Genomic DNA, 18,799 nt, shown 5'->3' with positions numbered 1-18,799 from the left:
TTTTCACTGATGTTCTGCGGCTCATGAGTCAAACGGCCGTATGAATCGATTGTTCCCAAAGCGGTCGAGGCAAGTACAAGTACTATGCACGGTCACAGCGCTGTCGCATCGACAAGAAGGCGGGCGGCATGAAACATTCAGCTTCCATTTCGTGGAGATCGGTTGATGATTTACGCAGGTAAAGCCATCACGCTACAGGCCCTCGAAGGCGATATCGTCGAACTGAAGTTCGATCTCGAAGGCGTATCCGTGAACAAGTTCAGCCGGCTGGTGCTGGAAGAGCTGCGCCAAGCGGTCGATGTGCTCAAGAGCGAGGCTTCGATCAAGGGCGTGCTGCTCACCAGCGGTAAGGATATGTTCATCGTCGGTGCCGATATCACCGAATTCCTCGATGCCTTCAAATTGCCTGACGAGGAACTGAAGGCCAGCAACCTTGCCGTCAACGCGATCTTCAGTGACCTGGAGGACTTGAGCATACCCACGCTGGTCGCCATCAATGGCATGGCGTTGGGCGGGGGATTCGAAATCTGCCTGACTTGCGATTTCCGGGTCATGGCTAGCACAGCCAAGGTCGGGTTGCCGGAAACCAAGCTGGGTATCTACCCCGGCTGGGGTGGCACTGTGCGCCTGCCACGCCTGATTGGCGTGGATAATGCTGTAGAGTGGATCGCCTCGGGCAAGGAAAAAAATGCCGACGAAGCATTGAAGATGGCGGCAGTGGACGTGGTGGTTGTACCTGAATTGCTGCGTGAGGCTGCCTTGGATTTACTCAGCCGCGCCATCTCCGGTGAGTTCGATTACCGGGCCAGGCGCCAGCCGAAGCTGGAGAAGCTCAAGCTGAACCAGATCGAGCAGATGATGGCCTTCGAAAGCTGCAAGGGCTTTGTCGCTGCCCAGGCTGGTCCACATTATCCGGCACCACTGGAAGCGATCAAAACCATGCAGAAGGCTGCCGGTTTTGGGCGCGAGAAAGCCTTGGAAGTGGAGGCTGCAGGATTCGTCAAGTTAGCCAAGACTTCGGTAGCGGAAAGCTTGGTCGGCCTGTTTCTCAACGATCAGGAACTGAAGAAAAAAGCTAAAAAACTTGACAGCCTGGCCCACGAGGTCAAGTTGGCCGCAGTGCTTGGTGCCGGCATCATGGGGGGCGGTATCGCCTACCAGTCGGCGGCGAAGGGAACGCCAATCCTGCTGAAGGATCTTCGCGAAGAGGCTCTACAACTGGGGCTGTCGGAAGCAGCCAAGCTGTTGGACAAACGGGTCGAGAAAGGCCGCATGACATCTGCCCAGATGGCCGAAGCGCTTAATGGTATTCGGCCGACACTATCGTATGGTGATTTCGGTACTGTCGATATCGTGGTTGAAGCCGTGGTGGAGAACCCCAAGGTCAAGCAGGCGGTACTGGCCGAAGTCGAAATAAAGGTCAAGGACGACACCATTCTGGCCTCCAATACGTCGACCATTTCCATCACCCATCTGGCCAAGGCGCTCAAGCGCCCAGAAAACTTCTGCGGGATGCACTTCTTCAATCCGGTACACATGATGCCGCTGGTTGAAGTGATTCGTGGCGAAAAAAGTAGCGATGCAGCCATTGCAACCACCGTCGCCTATGCCCGGAAGATGGGCAAGAATCCTATTGTGGTCAATGATTGCCCCGGTTTTCTGGTCAACCGCATCCTGTTTCCGTACTTCGGTGGTTTCGCCAGGCTGGTTGGTTCCGGGATCGACTTCATCCGCATCGACCGTCTGATGGAGCGCTTCGGCTGGCCCATGGGGCCGGCCTACCTGCTGGATGTGGTTGGTATCGATACGGCCGTCCATGCCCGCAATGTGATGGCGCAGGGGTTTCCCGAACGCATGCAGGAGGAGCAGCCTTCCGCTATCGACGCACTGTACGAGGCCAATCGCCTGGGCCAGAAGAATGGCAAGGGGTTCTATGCCTATACCCTCGATAAGGGCGGCAAGCCGAAGAAAGCGCTCGATGAAAGTGTCAATGCCGTCCTGGCACCGGTCATCCATGAGGCGCGTGAATGGAGCGATGAGGATATCGTCAACCTGATGCTGTTGCCGCTGTGCCTGGAAGCTGTACGCTGTCTTGAAGAGGGAGTCGTCGAAACGGCCGCCGAAGTGGATATGGGCTTGGTTTACGGTATCGGTTTTCCGCCGTTCCGTGGGGGCGCCTTGCGCTACATCGACTCCATCGGCACGGCTGATTTCGTGGCTTTGGCCGACCGCTACGCCGAACTCGGCCCCTTGTACCAGCCGACTGCGAAGCTTCGTGAAATGGCCGCCAAGGGCCAGCGCTTCTACGGTCAATCGAGCGAGAATCAGATATGAGCCTGAATCCAAGAGATGTCGTCATAGTCGATTTCGGCCGGACGCCGATGGGCCGTTCCAAGGGCGGCATGCATCGCAACACGCGTGCCGAGACGCTATCGGCCACTTTGATCGACGCATTGCTTGAACGTAACCCCAAAGTCAATCCAGCCGAAATCGAGGATGTGATCTGGGGGTGCGTCAATCAGACCATGGAGCAGGGCTGGAACATCGCGCGCATGGCGGCCTTGATGACGCGCATTCCCCATGGTTGTGGTGCGCAGACCATCAGCCGGCTATGCGGATCGTCCATGAGTGCGCTGCATATTGCCGCCCAGGCGATCATGACCGGCAATGGTGATGTATTTGTTGTCGGTGGTGTCGAGCATATGGGCCATGTCGGCATGCTGCATGGCGTCGACCCCAATCCCCAGTTGTCTCTCTATACTGCCAAGGCCTCGGGCATGATGGGGTTGACGGCAGAGATGCTCGGCAAGATGCATGGAATCAGCCGCGAGCAACAGGACCTGTTCGGCCTGCGTTCTCACCAACGTGCCTGGCAAGCGACCCAGGAAGGGCATTTCGCGGATGAAATCATTCCTTGGCAGGGATATGACGAAAAAGGCTTTCTGAAAATTTTCGCACAGGACGAGACCATTCGTCCGGAGACGACCCTGGAAGGGTTGGCGGCGCTCAAGCCGGTGTTCGACCCCAAAAATGGTACGGTAACTGCCGGTACCTCGTCGCAGATCACCGATGGTGCATCCTGCATGATCGTGATGTCCGCCCAGCGCGCCCAGGATCTGGACATCCAGCCGCTGGCCAGGATTCGGGCCATGGCCGTGGCTGGTGTGGATCCGGCGATCATGGGGTACGGTCCGGTTCCTGCGACGCAAAAGGCGCTCAAGCGCGCCGGCCTGAATTTGGCAGATATCGACCATCTGGAGCTGAACGAAGCATTTGCGGCGCAGGCGCTGGCGGTGCTGAAAGATCTCAAGTTGCTCGATAAACTGGATGACAAAATCAATCTTCATGGTGGCGCAATTGCTTTGGGGCACCCATTCGGCTGCTCTGGCACGCGTATTTCCGGCACGCTGCTGAATGTGATGAAGCAGCATGGCGGAACCCTCGGCATCGCTACCATGTGCATAGGGCTGGGGCAGGGGATCAGCACAGTCTTCGAGCGTGTCTAGGTTAAATGATCGAGAGCTGCCAGATGTAGCTTCAGCCGGGGCGTTAGCGTCATTGCCCATGCCGCGAATATTGGGCTTGTGTCGTGATCTGGTATTGCGAGACGGAAATGCTGAGTACGATCTTTTTAGATACACCGTTGGCGATATTTATCGAGGCGATGGAGCCGGATGGCGAAGCCGGACAGGATTCTTTTCAGGTTCGTTTGTTGTGATGCAGAGCCAGCGCTACGCTTGACCTCTGCTCCATCGCCACTATATATAGCGGGGCTTCCGATATGTTCGCCTCAAATTCGATTCAGGAATATTCCGATCCATGGGTAAATCGCTGGTCATTGTGGAATCACCGGCCAAGGCCAAGACCATCAACAAATACTTGGGCAGCCAATATGTGGTGAAGTCCAGCGTCGGCCATATCCGCGACCTTCCAACCAGTGGTTCATCTACCACCCGGGAGCCGGTCAAGCGAACCAAGGCTGCCACCGAGAATGCGGTGCCACCCAAGGAAAAGGCTCGGCGACAGCTCTTCACCCGCATGGGGGTTGATCCAGAACATGACTGGAAGGCTCACTACGAGATCCTGCCGGGCAAGGAAAAGGTCATCGACGAGCTGCGCCGCCTGGCCCAGGAAGCCGATACCATTTATCTCGCAACCGACTTGGATCGCGAAGGCGAGGCTATTGCCTGGCACCTGCGGGAAGCTATCGGGGGTGACGATAGCCGCTACAAGCGCGTGGTCTTCAACGAAATCACCAAGAAAGCGATTCAGGATGCCTTTTCCCAGCCGGGCAATCTGGATATCAACCGGGTCAATGCGCAGCAGGCCAGGCGCTTCCTCGACCGGGTAGTGGGTTACATGGTCTCGCCACTGCTCTGGCAGAAGATCGCCCGGGGGCTGTCTGCTGGCCGGGTGCAATCGGTGACGGTGAAGCTGGTGGTCGAGCGGGAGCGGGAAATTCGTGCCTTCGTGCCGGAAGAGTACTGGGAGATTCACGCTGACCTTTCCACCCTACACAATGCCAAGGTGCGTTTCGAAGTGGCGCGGGAGAATGGCGAGCCATTCAAGCCACTGAGCGAAGCCCAGGCCAAGGCAGCTCTGGAAAAGCTCAAGGCGGCAAGCTATGTAGTTGCCAAGCGTGAAGACAAGCCCACCACCAGTAAACCGTCTGCGCCTTTTATCACCTCGACCCTGCAGCAGGCAGCCAGTACCCGCCTTGGTTTCGGTGTGAAGAAGACCATGATGATGGCTCAGCGTCTTTACGAAGCAGGTCACATCACTTATATGCGTACCGACTCCACCAATCTTTCGGCCGATGCCTTGGAGATGGCGCGCGGTTTCATCGAAGGCGAATTCGGCACCAAATACCTGCCCGGCAAGGCCAATGTCTATGCCAGCAAGGAAGGTGCGCAGGAAGCGCACGAGGCGATCCGGCCGTCCGATGTCAATCTCCGACCGGGGCAATTATCCGGTATGGAACGGGATGCCGAGCGTCTTTACGATTTGATCTGGCGCCAGTTCGTGGCTTGTCAGATGACCCCTGCCGAGTATCTGTCGACCAATGTCGCCGTAGCCGCTGGCGACTTCGAACTGCGCGCCAAAGGCCGCATCCTCAAGTTCGATGGTTACACCCGGGTTATGCCGCAACAGAGCAAAGCCGGGGAAGACGATGTACTGCCGGAGATGAACAAGGGTGAGCCAATGAAGCTGCTCAAACTTGATCCAAGCCAACATTTCACCAAGCCGCCGGCGCGCTATTCGGAAGCAAGCCTGGTCAAGGAGATGGAAAAGCGTGGCATAGGTCGACCATCGACCTATGCAGCGATCATCTCGACCATTCAGGATCGAGGTTACGTCTCCATCAATAATCGCCGTTTCTATGCGGAGCGAATGGGCGAGATCGTTACCGAGCGCTTGTCGGAAAGTTTCAATGACCTCATGGACTACGGCTTTACCGCCACCATGGAGGAAAATCTCGATGATGTCGCTCAGGGCGAGCGCGATTGGAAGAACCTGCTTGATGAATTCTATGGCGATTTTCGCAACAAGCTGGAGATTGCCGAATCCAGCGAGAAGGGCATGCGCGCCAACCAGCCGACTCTGACCGATATTCCCTGTAAGGTTTGTGGCCGGCCAATGATGATTCGAACGGCATCCACCGGTGTTTTCCTGGGCTGCTCTGGCTATAGCCTGCCGCCGAAGGAACGCTGCAAGGCCACCATCAACCTGGTTCCGGGTGGCGAAATTGCAGCCGACGACGAGGGCGAATCCGAATCGCGTGTTCTACTCGGCAAGCATCGCTGCCCTATCTGCAGCAGTGCGATGGAGCCTTATCTGCTGGACGAGAAACGCAAGTTGCATATCTGTGGCAACAACCCTGATTGTCCGGGTTTCGAAGTTGAGGAAGGGCAGTTCCGTATCAAGGGTTATGAAGGTCCGAGCCTTACCTGCGACAAATGCGGCAGTGAGATGCAGCTCAAGACAGGTCGTTTCGGTAAGTTTTTCGGCTGCACCAATGCTGATTGCAAGAACACCCGCAAGCTGTTGAAGAACGGCGAGCCGGCACCGCCAAAGATGGATGCTGTACCGATGCCCGAGCTGCGCTGCGAAAAGGTCGACGATACCTATGTGCTGCGCGATGGTGCTTCAGGTCTTTTCCTCGCGGCGAGCCAGTTTCCGAAGAATCGGGAAACCCGTGCGCCATTGATCAGCGAGTTGCTGCCGCATCGCGACGAGATTGATCCCAAGTATCATTATCTACTCGAGGCGCCACAGCAGGATCCTGAAGGTCGTCCGGCGGTCATCCGCTTCAGCCGCAAGACCAAGGAGCAGTACGTACAATCTGAAGTGGAAGGCAAGCCTACCGGTTGGCGGGCATTCTACACAGGCGGAGAGTGGAAGGTGACGGACAAGGATAAGTAGACGAACCGGTTGCGGCTTGCCGTAACCGGCTTTGCGTGTGTGTCCTGGCGACAACAGTACGCGTCGAGTCATTATTCCGGAGAGCTTTTCATGGCCCATGAGTTCTATACACGTACGAACCAGAAGATCTATTTCGCCGGTCTCTCCCTGGAAAACTGGCGCAAAGCTGCGACCGGTGGCTTGGTTGGTGACATGGGTAAAATCCAGGCCGAGCGGGAAGCCAGTCTCTTTCATCTCTATGGTGCCTTGCTCGGGCTCTGCCATGAAATTCTGGGCTTCTATCGTTCGCCGGCTATCAGCGCGAAGCGGGTCGAAAAGATCCTGACCCGCTCGACCCTGGAAACGACACCCTGCCCAGAGCTTTCCGAGCTATTGGAGTTGTCGCGCAATCCGACGACATGGCTGGCCAACCTGCTGACACAGCATGCCCAGCTTTACCAGCCGCCGCATGCTTCGCGTGAGCCCAAGAGCAACCCCGATATGGAAATAATCGAGGCAGTGAACTTGGCCGAAGAGGCGTTGGTCATCCTTAATGAATACGAGGAAATGGAAAGCTGGCGCAAGCAGCTCAAAGAGTTGACGTTGCGTTTCCGTGAGTCGATGACCGAATGGTAGATAAAGGCATGTAATGGAATCCCTGAAATGCGTCGATAGGATGGTATGACAGAAATATGCACCTGATTTTTCAATTGGGCAAAAACCTGTTCCAATACCAGTCGACTGTTACAATACCTGCCTTGATAGGGAGATGACTCATGCCTACGTCTTTTCTTGAAATTGTCGAATTACCGGACGGACGCTTGGTGCTCCGCCGCGCCGAAGACGAAGCTGTGCTGGTCACGCTGGATTTCTCCGATCAGGCCAAACAGTTTCTGCAAGGGCAGCATGTTGAAGTTGCCAAAGCCATGTTCAGTACGGGCGTGCAGATGGCCGGACGTATGACCGATGGCGAACAGGATGAGCTCGAGGGAGAAGACGAGCCACGCGTATTGCACTGAAGGCCGAAATCATTAGTTGCATATGCCGGGAGAGAAGCCGGCAGGTTCAGTTTCATCCAGTCAATTACCCAGGAGAGGACAAAAATCAGCCGGCATTGGCGCTAGTTCATCACTACGGCATAAGCTGGGCGCCAGTCACGTTCAGCGTCGAATGACACCAACGCTTAATCCTTCGATCACCAGATCCTGAGTCTTCAGGTCTACTACGATCGGATCGAACTCTGGATTTTCCGCCAACAACATGACCTTGTCACCGTCGCGCTTGAAGCGCTTGACCGTAACGTCGTTATCCAACCTGGCCACGACAATCTGGCCATTGCGGGCTTCGTTGGTCGCATGCACGGCAAGCAGATCGCCATCGAGAATGCCGGCATCCTTCATGCTCATGCCTTTTACTCTAAGCAGGAAATCCGCCCGCGGATGAAACAGACCCGGATCTATCTGGCAGGATTGCTCGATATGTTGCTGCGCCAGGATTGGCGAACCTGCGGCAACGCGGCCGATAATGGGCAGGCCCTGATCTTTTACAGCAGCAGATTCGAGCTCTGGGATGCGAATCCCACGTGAAGCCCCGGGGGTGATTTCGATCGCACCTTTGCGGGCCAGTGCCTTGAGATGATCTTCGGCAGCATTGGGAGATTTGAAACCGAGCTTTTGGGCAATTTCCGCACGGGTGGGTGGATAGCCGTTTTCTTCAAGGCTGCACCTGATGAATGCAAGGATTTCGGATTGTCGGGGCGTCAGCTTGATCATTGTCTGAAACTTCTGTTTCTTATGAAAGTATGCCTGTGATTGTATACAGTATTTCTGTCTTGACAACGCGTATTCGCTGAATCGGGTAAGGGCCTCACTGGACCAGGCCGTGCCGTTATGCCGCAATCGTTGAAAGTCAGACGCAGAAATTATAAATGCTGATGGGTTACAATTTATTGCATCACGCGAAATGGGACGATTATGAATCCTGTCGAAAATATCCATATGAGTAATTGGAACTCGGGGTTGACACCGGAGACCGCCGCACGGGCTCTGGATGCCTTGGAATCCGGCAGCGTTCTGCGTTTGCAACTACCATTTCCATTGCTCGATCAGGAAAGTGACCTGTTGTCGCCGGGGCTGCTCAGCGGTGCTCGCAAGAACATCAGCTACAATTCCGACGACGGTAGCCTGAAAGGATGTGTGAACGATCCGCAGTTGGAGTTGTGTGTTCGCGGGCTGCTCGAACGTTACAACAGCCTTACCCGGCAACTTGCCGATACGCTGTTCGTTCCCTATCGCGGACACTTGCAGGTTGGGCGTACCAGCTATCGTCCTGCCGAGATCGCTGGACGTAAATCCAGTTCATGGCGACGCGACGATACCCGGCTGCATATTGACGCTTTCCCGGCTACTCCGGTCAGTGGCCGTCGATTGCTGCGTTTCTTCCACAACCTGAATCCGCATGACTCTCGCCGCTGGATTGTCGGCGAGCCTTTTCCAGAGCTGGCGCGGCACTTTTTCTCGCTTATGCCGAAGCCGAGTGTCTTACAGGCGCGTTTGCTGGCGTTCATGCAGGTTACTCGATCGCTGCGCAGCAGTTATGACCATTACATGCTGCAATTGCATGATCGAATGAAAGCCGATCTTGACTATCAGGCCAAAGTGCCAAAGATCCCGGTCGAATTCGCTCCCGGGGAAACCTGGATCGTTTATTCGGATCAAGCATCGCATGCGGTTCTCAGTGGCCGTTTCATGTTGGAGCAGACGTTTTATCTACCTGTGGACAACATGGCTTATCCGGAGCGTTCACCGTTGCGTGTCCTTGAAGGTCTGGCAGGACATACTCTGGTCTGAATTTCAACAACGTGGCCGAGTACAAGGTTGTGCCCGACAATTTCGGTAGTCGGAACAGGGTTTGGGTGACGTTGACTCGAATGAAGCCGGACGATAGTTTTAAACGGCTGTTCGCTTCCTGGGGAGAGTCATGGCGCAGTCTGAAACCGTGCGGCGCATTTTGGATGCTGCCGAACAGCTGTTCGCCGAGAAAGGTTTCGCTGAAACTTCGCTGCGTTCGATCACCAGCAAGGCAAATGTAAATCTTGCGGCAGTGAACTATCACTTCGGCTCGAAGAAGGCGCTGATCCAGGCGGTCTTTTCACGCTTTCTCAACCCCTTTTGTGCCAGTCTCGAGCGCGAACTGGATCGTCGCGAAACGCTGCGACCCACAAAAATCGCCTCGATCGAGGAGTTGCTCGAGATGCTGGTCGAGCAAGCGCTGGTCGCCAGACTCGGCCGAGACGACGATCTTTCGACCTTCATGCGCTTGGTTGGGCTGGCTTTCAGCGAAAGCCAGGGCCACCTGCGCTATTACCTTAATGATATGTATGGCAGGGTTTTCCGACGATACATGGCGCTAGTTCAAGAAGCAGCCCCGCAGATACCGCCGGTCGAACTGTTCTGGCGAGTATATTTCATGCTGGGAGCCTCGGCTTTCAGCATGTCCGGCAGTAAAGCCTTGCAGGCGATGATGCAAAGCGATTTCGGTATCGATATTTCTATCGATAAGGTAATTAAAATGATGGTGCCTTTCCTGGCCGCAGGTATGCGAGCGCCGAGCAGTTTGCTGGAATCGTCGCTGATCGACGCACAAGCGTGCCTGTGCAAGTCGCCTTCACGGTCGACCAAGCCTTGATATCCCCCTATGAAGCCAGGTTGCGCATGAATTTTCTCGATCTGCTGCATATTTCCCTTACCGATCAGGTGCTCTACGGTTTTTCTGCCGGCAGGTTGGTGGTGCGCTTGCCGGTATCGACTGCTCTGAATGGAGCCGGCGAGCTCAATGGCTCCAATTGCACGCCGCGTGGTTTGCACCAGGTGCGCGCGTGTATTGGTGCCGGGCTGCCTACCGGTGCAGTGCTGCGCGGGCGGCGCTGGACCGGCGAGATCTGGTCTAGCGAGTTGCACGAAGCCTTTCCCGGTCGCGACTGGATTCTCTCCCGTATTCTCTGGCTCAGCGGTTGCGAGCCAGGGTTCAATCGTATGGGCAAGGTGGATACCTTTCGCCGTTATATCTATTTGCACGGCACGGCAGATGTCGAGCCGATGGGCGTGCCGCTTTCGCATGGGTGCATTCGGCTGCGTAACAGCGATCTGATCGAGCTTTTCCCGAAGGTTCCGGTACATTGCCCGGTGCGTATCGAGCAAGCATCCTGCCCGACGTGGTTGCAAGCTGTCATCGAATAAGGATTTAGCAATGCAAGGCTCTTTGATGCTGGATATCGCCGGCACCTGGCTGACTGCCGAAGATCGTCATCTGTTGCGTCAGCCGGAAGTAGGAGGACTGATTCTCTTTGCCCGCAACGTCGAGCACCCGTTGCAGGTTCTTGATTTGTGCCGCTCGATTCATGCCATACGGCCAGATTTGCTGTTGGCGGTGGATCAGGAGGGCGGGCGTGTCCAGCGCTTGCGCCAGGGATTCGTCAGGCTACCGCCCATGTGCAGTTTTGCCGGACGGTCGAACGCCGCGGAACTGGCCAGAGCCTGTGGCTGGCTGATGGCAACCGAGGTGCTGGCAGTCGGGCTGGATTTCAGCTTTGCACCGGTGCTGGATCTGGATCACCAGCGCAGTGCGGTAATCGGGACGCGGGCCTTCGAGGCCAATCCTGAGCGAGCCATAGCGTTGATCAGTGCCTTTATCGAGGGGATGCATGCCGCTGGTATGGCTTCGACCGGCAAGCACTTTCCGGGGCATGGTTGGGCTGAGGCAGATTCGCATGTGGCGATTCCAGTGGATGAGCGCAGCCTCGAAACCATTCGTGGCCACGACTTGCTGCCTTTCGCCAGGCTCGCCCACCAACTCGATGGCGTGATGCCGGCCCATGTAATTTTCCCGCAGGTCGACGCACAGCCGGCCGGCTTTTCCAGACGCTGGTTGCAGGACATCCTGCGTAGCGAGCTGGGTTTTACCGGAGTGATTTTCAGCGACGATCTATCCATGGCTGGCGCGCATGTCGCTGGCGATGCCGGGGAGCGTATTCAGGCAGCCTTGCAGGCCGGTTGCGACATGGGGCTGGTCTGCAACGACCGGGCCGCCGCCGAGCTGGCATTGAGCCGCCTGCAAAAGTTGGGCGTCACCCCTTCGCCGACACTGGCGAGCATGGCTTGCCGCGCTCGGGTCGGGCGTGATTACAAGCAGAATCCACGTTGGCTGGAAGCGCTTGGCCTGCTGCGTGCCGCCGATCTGATCGATCCGTGAACCCACTGTTTTTCAGGAGTTTTTCATGACTGTCCACGCCATCATCGGCGGTACCGGGCTGACCGAGCTGAACGGTCTTTCCCTGCGCGATGCGTTTTTTCAGGAAACCCCCTACGGCCCGCCGTCCGCCAATATCCTGCGGGGAGAGTATGCCGGGCATGAGGTGCTGTTTCTTGCCCGGCATGGGCATCCACACCGGATTCCGCCGCATCAGGTCAACTATCGGGCCAATCTCTGGGCGCTCAAGCAAGCCGGAGCTCAGGCCGTGCTGGCCGTGAATGCGGTGGGTGGTATTCATGCCGCAATGGGAGCCGGGCATTTCTGCGTGCCACACCAGTTGATCGATTACACCTACGGGCGCGAGCACACGTTTTTCGCTGGTGACCTGGAGCATGTCACCCATATCGATTTCAGCTATCCTTACGATGAAGCGCTGCGCAAATACTTGATTGCTGCCCTGGCGGCCGAAGGTTATGACTTCAGCGGGCATGGCGTGTATGGCTGCACCCAGGGGCCGCGTCTGGAAACCGCGGCGGAAGTGGTGCGGCTCGAGCGTGATGGGTGCGATATCGTGGGGATGACCGGTATGCCGGAGGCAGCCCTGGCACGCGAGCTGGAGTTGCCCTATGCCTGTCTGGCTTTGGTGGTCAACCCGGCGGCAGGTAAAGCGACTGGCGTGATCACCATGGCCGAGATCGAGGCTGCTTTGGCCGAAGGCATTGGCAAGGCGCGCAAGGTTCTGGCGCGAGTATTGGCCGGATCGGCCTGATTTGCTGAAATATTCAGGGCAACGGTGCCAATAGTGCATCGATGTCGCTCTGTTCCAGTTGCCAGTCGCTGCTGCCGTCCTGTTCCAGTACGTTAGCGGCGAGCGCTGCCTTGCGTTTCTGCAACTGCTGGATCTTTTCTTCCACCGTGCCGCGCGCGATCAACTTGTAGACGAACACAGGCTTGTCCTGCCCAATACGGTAAGCGCGGTCGGTCGCCTGGTCCTGGGCTGCCGGATTCCACCAGGGGTCATAGTGGATGACGGTGTCGGCGGCGGTCAGGTTGAGCCCGGTCCCGCCGGCCTTGAGGCTGATCAGAAACAGCTGCACTTCGCCGTTCTGGAAGCGTTTCACGGGGGTGCGGCGGTCACTGGTCTTGCCGGTGATCTGGACATAGTGCAGGCCGCGTTGCTCCAGTTCCTCGCCGATCAGGGCCAGCATCGAGGTGAATTGCGAAAACAGCAGTACGCGACGCCCCTCGGCCAGTAGTTCTTCGAGCATTTCCAGCAGGCTGTCCAGCTTGCCAGAGCTGCCACCGCTCGGCCGCTTGGTCATTGTCTTGATCAGGCGCAGATCACAGCAAACCTGCCGTAATCGCAGCAGGGCATCGAAGATGACGAGCTGGCTGCGGGCCAGCCCCTTGTGTTCGATTTCGTCGCGAACCTTGCGGTCCATGGCCAAGCGCACGGTCTCGTAGAGATCGCGTTGCGCCGGACTGAGTTCGACCCAGTGCACGATTTCGTTTTTTGGTGGCAATTCGCTGGCCACGTCTTCCTTCCTGCGTCTGAGCAGGAAGGGTTTGATCCGTGCGCTGAGGTGCTGCAAGCGGGTATTGTCGCCGTGCTTTTCGATCGGGGTGCGATAGTCGCGCTTGAAGGTGGCCGTGTCGCCCAGCCAGCCTGGCATGAGGAAGTGGAATAGCGACCAGAGTTCGCCCAGGTGATTTTCCAGGGGGGTGCCGGTCAGGCACAGGCGATGTCGTGTAGGAAGCCGACTGACAGCCAGGGCCGCTTTGCTGGAGGCGTTCTTGATGTTCTGCGCCTCGTCGAGAATCAGCAGGTGCAGGGGATGTTCGGCCAGCTTTTCGATATCTCTGGGCAGTAGGGCATAGGTGGTCAGCAGCAGGTCGTAGCTGGCGAGCTGGCCGAAATATTGCTGCCTGGCCGGACCATGCAGGGTGAGTAGCTTGAGTTGCGGGGCGAAACGGGCGGCCTCGTCTTCCCAATTAGGAATCAGGCTGGTGGGCATGACCACCAATGCCGGTCGGTCGAGCCTGCCGGCCTGTTTTTCCGTCAGCAGGTGAGCCAGTGTCTGCAGCGTTTTACCCAGCCCCATGTCGTCGGCGAGGATGCCGCCGATTTCCAGGGTGCGCAGGGTTTGCATCCAGCGCAGGCCTTCCAGTTGATAGGGCCGCAGCTCGGCCTGCAAGCCTGCCGGTGTTGTCACTGCCTGCTGGCGGTAGTCGCGCAGGCGGCGGGCAAAGTCGAGCAGCTGTTCACCGCCCCGCCAGTGCAGATCGAGCCTGTCGAGCTGGGCGAGGCGCGCGGCATCGGCGCGGCGCATGCGTAGTGTCGGTTCGCTTGATTGTTCGCGCAGGTGGAACTCGGCAAGCAGGCCCAGGATAGGTTTCAGGCGCCCGAAAGGCAGTGCTACCTGTGGTGCGTGAGCGTCATCGGCGCGTTTGTGCAGTTGCAAGCGCAGCGGTTCGTCATCGTTTTTGCGAGCAAGAAAGGTAGGGTCGAGCAAGGTCGGTGTGGAGCGGATCACCTTGAGCAGGATCGGCAGCAGACTGAGACGTTCGCCTTTCACCACGATGCCTACTTCCAGATCGAACCAACTCGATTCGCTGGATTCCGTCACGTCCGCATACCAGTCATCCACCGTCAGCAGCTCGAAATTGAAGCCGGGCTGGATATCGATCCGCCAGCCCTGGCTGCGCAGAAGAGGCAACTGTTCCTGGGCGAAGCGCAGCCAGGCCGCGTCGTTGGGCAGCTCGTACATTTCTGCCGAGTCTTTGGGCAAGGCCTGGCTCTGGCGCAAGGCAGGGCTGAAACCGAGCGCCTGCAGCTCCTGGCGCAAGGCCTGCTCGCTTTTTGGCTGGCGAGCGATGCTCAGAGAGTGCTCATCCGTTCTGTAGCGGATTTGTTCACCGGCCTTGGCCTTGCCCCAGACACGAATGTCGGCATATAGAAAACTGAGGCCGGCCCGATGCTGCTGTTCATTGACCATGCGCCTGTTACCGGGCTGGTAATTGATGAAACGATGGGTACCAAGGCTGAGTTGGGCAGTCGGTTGCAGATCGTCGAGAGACGTTTCTTCGGTTGCGTCAGCTGCCGATTGACTGGCTGGTGGCGAATGCTGCTTGGAAGCGTCGGACATTTCGCGGGCCTGTGTTTGCTTAAAGTCGGGTTACCTGGATCAGCAAGCCCAGGCTGCCATGATCCAGGTAATACAGCTCGCCCGAATGTAGCAGGCGCATTTTCTGGATCAGGCTTTCGGTACCGATGAGCCGACCCTGGGTATCAAAACGATTGACCCAGAAACTGGCGTCGGCATCGATCTGTTTCGTTACATTGAGGCGCAGTTTGCCCTGCACCGGAAAAAGCTCGAGCCGGGGATTTGTGCCATGTACGGCAATATTCACCGGTATCTCGGACAATTCTTGCCGCCAGGCCTTGTGCAGCAGGATCGTGTAGCCCTTTTCGGCGGTCAGGCCCAGGGTTTTCTGCACCAGCCTGGGGGCTTGAAGATTGCTTGCAGCGAGCGGCTCGGTACCCTGCGCCCAGTCGTCAGGTGCCGGCTGGCCGTTGTCCAGTGGGGCATGCGTATACCGGAAAAAGACCAGCTCGACGTGAAAAAACTGCTCGGCCTGCGCCAGTGGACTGCCCAACGTTAGAAGAGCAAGAAAAAGGCGCATCCCTTTCATTCGTTTTTGTCCGCAGGATTAAGGCGTTCCACGAGAGCTTCGAGGATATCGAAGCGATCTTCCGGACGCTCCATGGGTACCTGGAACTTGAATAGCGTAGCGCCTTCCAGTCGATAGCGGTTGGGCTGTGTCTGGATCAGTTTGACCAGAACCAGCGGATCAACGCAGGTGTTGCCGGTGAATTCGATGCGCCCACCCTGCGGCCCGGCATCGATTTTGGCGATTCCCAGTCGTTCGGCATGCTGTTTCAATGCCGTCAGGCGCATCAGGTTCTTGGTCGGTTCGGGCAACAGGCCGAAACGGTCGATCATCTCGACCTGCAGTTCTTTCAGTGAATCTGTGCTTTCTGCCGAAGCGATGCGTTTGTAAAGAATCAGTCGGGCATGCACATCTGGCAGGTAGTCCTCGGGAATCAGTGCCGGCACGCGTAGATTGATGTCCACGCCGCTACCCAGTGGCTGCTCCAGGTTCGGCTCCTCGCCCTTGCGGATGGCCTTGACCGCGCGTTCCAGCATTTCCATGTAAAGCGTGAAGCCGACGGCCTGGATCTGTCCGCTCTGACCTTCGCCGAGCAACTCGCCAGCACCGCGAATTTCCAGATCGTGAGTAGCGAGGATGAAACCGGCACCCAGGTCCTGGGCACCAGCGATAGCCTCTAGGCGCTTTTGCGCATCGTCGGTCATCTGCTTTTTCGGTGGCGTGAGCAGATAGGCGTAGGCCTGGTGGTGGCTACGACCGACACGACCACGCAGTTGATGCAACTGGGCCAGGCCGAACTTGTCGGCGCGCTCGATGATGATGGTGTTGGCGCTGGGCACGTCGATGCCGGTCTCGATGATGGTCGAGGCCACCAGCACGTTGAAGCGTTTGTGGTAGAAGTCGCTCATCACGTGCTCGAGGTCGCGCTCGCGCATCTGCCCGTGGCCGATGGCGATGCGTGCTTCGGGCACCAGTTCGGCCAGATCGCGGGCGCATTTCTCGATGCTTTTGACTTCGTTGTGCAGATAATAGACCTGGCCGCCGCGCAGCAGCTCGCGCAGCAGCGCTTCCTTGATCACGGCGTTTTGCTGTTCCATGACGAAGGTGCGTACCGATAACCGGCGCGCGGGCGGCGTGGCGATGATCGACAGGTCACGCATGCCGGAAACCGCCATGTTCAGGGTACGCGGGATCGGTGTGGCAGTCAGCGTAAGGATATCCACCTCGCTGCGCAGAGCTTTTAGCTGCTCCTTGTGGCGTACGCCGAAACGGTGCTCTTCGTCGATGATCGCCAGGCCCAAATTCTTGAACTTCACATCGCCTTGCAGCAGCTTGTGCGTGCCGATGACGATATCGATCTTGCCTTCGGCCAACTCGGCGATGGCCTTGTCTACATCTTTGGCCGATTTGAAGCGGCTCATGACCTCGACCGTCACCGGCCAGTCGGCAAAGCGGTCGCGAAAGCTGTTGTAGTGCTGTTGGGCGAGCAGGGTGGTGGGTACCAGCACGGCAACCTGGCGGCCGCTGTGGACAGCGATGAACGCGGCGCGCATGGCAACTTCGGTCTTGCCGAAGCCGACATCGCCGCAGACCAGGCGATCCATGGGCTTGGCGGCAAGCATATCGGTGCGTACTGCCTCGATGGCCGTTTGTTGGTCGGGGGTTTCCTCAAAGGGGAAACCGGCACTGAAGGTTTCGTAGTCGGCTGTCGGATCCATGAAGGCGAAGCCCTTGCGGGCGGCGCGGCGGGCATAGATATCGAGCAGTTCGGCGGCTACGTCGCGCACCTGTTCAGCGGCCTTGCGGCGGGCTTTCTGCCATTGCTCGGAACCGAGGCGGTGCAGCGGGGCGAGGGCGTCATCGCTGCCGGTGTAGCGGGCGATCAAGTGCAGATTGGCGACCGGAACGTAGAGCTTGGCCTCTTCGGCATATTGCAGCATGAGAAATTCTGCCGCCTGCCCCTCGACCTCCAGGGTCACCAGGCCCAGGTAACGTCCTACGCCATGATCCAGATGCACCACCGGGGCGCCTTCGCGCAGCTCGGTGAGGTTCTTGACGACATTGTCGCCGCTGTCGCGACTCTTTTCCCGGCGGCGGCGCTGCATTACCCGTTGGCCGAACAGCTGGCTTTCGGCGATGACCGCCAGCTCTTCGAACTGCAGTCCCTGCGCTGGAGCGGCAATGGTAATCGCCAGGCGTTCGGGGCTGGCCAGAAAGCCCGGCCAGCCGTCGACTTCCTGCGGGCGGATCTTCAGGCGTGCCAGCAGTTCCAGCAGCACTTCGCGGCGACCGGCCGATTCAGCGGTAAACAGGACCCGGCCGGGAAAGCTGTCCAGATAGCGGCGCAAGGCACCGAGCGGCTCACTGGCTTTGCCCTCGATAGAGAGCTCCGGCAGGGTACTGGCCGGAAAGCGTTCGCACCCGACGCCGGGTTCCACGTCGCCTTGGTCGGCTACCACGCGCGGCCAGCGTTTGAGGCGGGCGAAGCAATCCTCCACCGGGACGAACAGGTCTGCCGGCGGCAGCAGCGGGCGTTCCAGATCGTAGCGGCGTTCCTCGTAGCGATTGCGTACGTCGCTCCAGAAGTTTTCGGCAGCCTGCTCTATGCCCGGCAGGGAAAACACCTGGGTATCGGCCGGTAGATAATCGAACAGGGTCGAGGTTTCGTCGAAGAACAGCGGCAGGTAATACTCGATACCGGCAGGCGTGATCCCGCTGGTTAGATCCTGGTAGATCGGGCAGCGGCGAAAGTCCACATCGAAGCGCTCGCGGAAGCGGGCCCGGAATCCGGTGATCGATTCCTTGTGCAGCGGAAATTCCCGAGCCGGCAGCAGGCGCACTGATTCGACCTTGTCGATCGAGCGCTGGGTTTCCGGTTCGAAGGTACGCAAGGTTTCTATTTCGTCGTCGAACAAGTCGATCCGGAAAGGCAAGTCGCTACCCATAGGGAATAGATCGACCAGCGCACCGCGTACAGCGAATTCGCCATGTTCGTAGACGGTTTCCACGCAGCGGTAGCCGGCCGCCTCCAATTGCGCGCGCATCTGCTCGACATCCAGCCGCTGGCCGATATCCAGAACCAGGCTCGAGCCCAATAGAAAGCGTGCGGGCGCCAGGCGATGCAGCGCCGTGGTGATCGGTACCACCAGCACACCGTTGCGCAGGCCGGGTAGCTTGTAGAGGGTATCGACGCGCTGGGAAATGATGTCCTGGTGTGGCGAAAACAGATCGTAGGGCAGGGTTTCCCGGTCGGGAAAATGCAGGACAGGCAATTCCGGAGCGAAGAACGCCAACTCTTCTTCGAGACGTTCGGCGCTCTGGCTATCCGGAGTGAGCAACAGCGTGAAGCGTTCAGCAGCACTGGCTGCCTCGGCGATGGCCAGGCTGAGCGTGGCTCCGGACAGATTTCCCCAGTGTTGTTTGCCACTGGCGGCGGGCATAGGCGGAAGGCGCAATACGGACACGAGGCGGCATG

General features: G+C 58.0%; 14 protein-coding genes. 10 read left to right on the top strand and 4 right to left on the bottom strand.

All coding sequences use genetic code 11. The annotated features are described in order from the left end of the window. The first annotated feature begins 165 nt into the window (after positions 1-165). The 5 genes from fadB (at position 166) to FHR87_RS00535 (ending at position 7,421) form a co-directional block, all read left to right on the top strand. Complete coding sequence (fadB, locus tag FHR87_RS00555) at positions 166-2,334, top strand: fatty acid oxidation complex subunit alpha FadB (RefSeq protein ID WP_183164749.1); 2,169 nt, start codon at positions 166-168, stop codon at positions 2,332-2,334. Then, the gene (fadA, locus tag FHR87_RS00550) at positions 2,331-3,506 is read left to right on the top strand and encodes an acetyl-CoA C-acyltransferase FadA (protein ID WP_183164748.1); all 1,176 of its coding nucleotides are present in this window, start codon (positions 2,331-2,333) and stop codon (positions 3,504-3,506) included. The genes fadB and fadA overlap by 4 nt, the downstream gene beginning before the upstream one ends. Positions 3,507-3,819: 313 nt before the next feature. Further along, positions 3,820-6,423, top strand: coding sequence for a type I DNA topoisomerase (gene topA / locus FHR87_RS00545; RefSeq protein ID WP_183164747.1), 2,604 nt, complete (start codon positions 3,820-3,822; stop codon positions 6,421-6,423). Positions 6,424-6,513: 90 nt separating this feature from the next. Further along, positions 6,514-7,038 carry a DUF6586 family protein gene (locus FHR87_RS00540; RefSeq protein WP_183164746.1) on the top strand — a complete coding sequence of 175 codons (525 nt, stop codon included), beginning with the start codon at positions 6,514-6,516 and terminating at the stop codon, positions 7,036-7,038. Between the two features lie 140 nt (positions 7,039-7,178). Beyond that, entirely contained in the window at positions 7,179-7,421 is a 243-nt protein-coding gene (locus FHR87_RS00535) for a hypothetical protein (protein WP_183164745.1), read from the top strand. A 141-nt stretch (positions 7,422-7,562) separates the two neighbouring features. On the opposite strand, the gene lexA is transcribed toward FHR87_RS00535, so the two are convergent. Continuing rightward, the gene (gene lexA, locus FHR87_RS00530; RefSeq protein WP_183165106.1) at positions 7,563-8,174 is read right to left on the bottom strand and encodes a transcriptional repressor LexA; all 612 of its coding nucleotides are present in this window, start codon (positions 8,172-8,174) and stop codon (positions 7,563-7,565) included. Between the two features lie 225 nt (positions 8,175-8,399). On the opposite strand from lexA, the gene FHR87_RS00525 reads away from it, so the two are divergent. The 5 genes from FHR87_RS00525 to FHR87_RS00505 all read left to right on the top strand — a co-directional run bounded on the left by FHR87_RS00525 (position 8,400) and on the right by FHR87_RS00505 (position 12,421). Beyond that, a complete protein-coding gene (locus FHR87_RS00525; RefSeq protein ID WP_183164744.1) occupies positions 8,400-9,251 on the top strand; it encodes a Kdo hydroxylase KdoO in 852 nt (283 codons plus the stop codon). A 130-nt stretch (positions 9,252-9,381) separates the two neighbouring features. After that, the gene (locus tag FHR87_RS00520; RefSeq protein ID WP_183164743.1) at positions 9,382-10,089 is read left to right on the top strand and encodes a TetR/AcrR family transcriptional regulator; all 708 of its coding nucleotides are present in this window, start codon (positions 9,382-9,384) and stop codon (positions 10,087-10,089) included. 26 nt (positions 10,090-10,115) lie between these two features. Then, positions 10,116-10,640, top strand: a complete 525-nt coding sequence (locus tag FHR87_RS00515; RefSeq protein ID WP_183165105.1) for a L,D-transpeptidase — start codon at positions 10,116-10,118, stop codon at positions 10,638-10,640. Between the two features lie 10 nt (positions 10,641-10,650). Continuing rightward, positions 10,651-11,652, top strand: coding sequence for a beta-N-acetylhexosaminidase (nagZ, locus tag FHR87_RS00510; RefSeq protein WP_183164742.1), 1,002 nt, complete (start codon positions 10,651-10,653; stop codon positions 11,650-11,652). 25 nt (positions 11,653-11,677) lie between these two features. Further along, a complete protein-coding gene (locus FHR87_RS00505) occupies positions 11,678-12,421 on the top strand; it encodes an S-methyl-5'-thioinosine phosphorylase (RefSeq protein ID WP_183164741.1) in 744 nt (247 codons plus the stop codon). Between the two features lie 13 nt (positions 12,422-12,434). Here the strand turns inward: FHR87_RS00505 and FHR87_RS00500 are convergent, their stop codons facing one another. Genes FHR87_RS00500 through mfd form a run of 3 tightly spaced genes read right to left on the bottom strand, consistent with a single transcriptional unit; the run spans position 12,435 to position 18,788 of the window. Then, positions 12,435-14,798, bottom strand: a complete 2,364-nt coding sequence (locus FHR87_RS00500) for a DEAD/DEAH box helicase (protein ID WP_183164740.1) — start codon at positions 14,796-14,798, stop codon at positions 12,435-12,437. 19 nt (positions 14,799-14,817) lie between these two features. Continuing rightward, positions 14,818-15,336 (bottom strand): CsiV family protein, encoded by a 519-nt coding sequence (locus FHR87_RS00495; protein WP_183164739.1) that lies wholly within the window; start codon positions 15,334-15,336, stop codon positions 14,818-14,820. A gap of 5 nt (positions 15,337-15,341) precedes the next feature. Next, on the bottom strand, positions 15,342-18,788 hold the full coding sequence (gene mfd, locus FHR87_RS00490; RefSeq protein ID WP_183164738.1) for a transcription-repair coupling factor: 3,447 nt from the start codon (positions 18,786-18,788) through the stop codon (positions 15,342-15,344). Positions 18,789-18,799 lie beyond the last annotated feature (11 nt).

The organism is Azomonas macrocytogenes, assembly GCF_014191985.1.
GTDB classification, from domain to species: Bacteria; Pseudomonadota; Gammaproteobacteria; order Pseudomonadales; family Pseudomonadaceae; genus Azomonas; species Azomonas macrocytogenes.
This window is presented reverse-complemented; position numbering and strand designations above follow the sequence as displayed.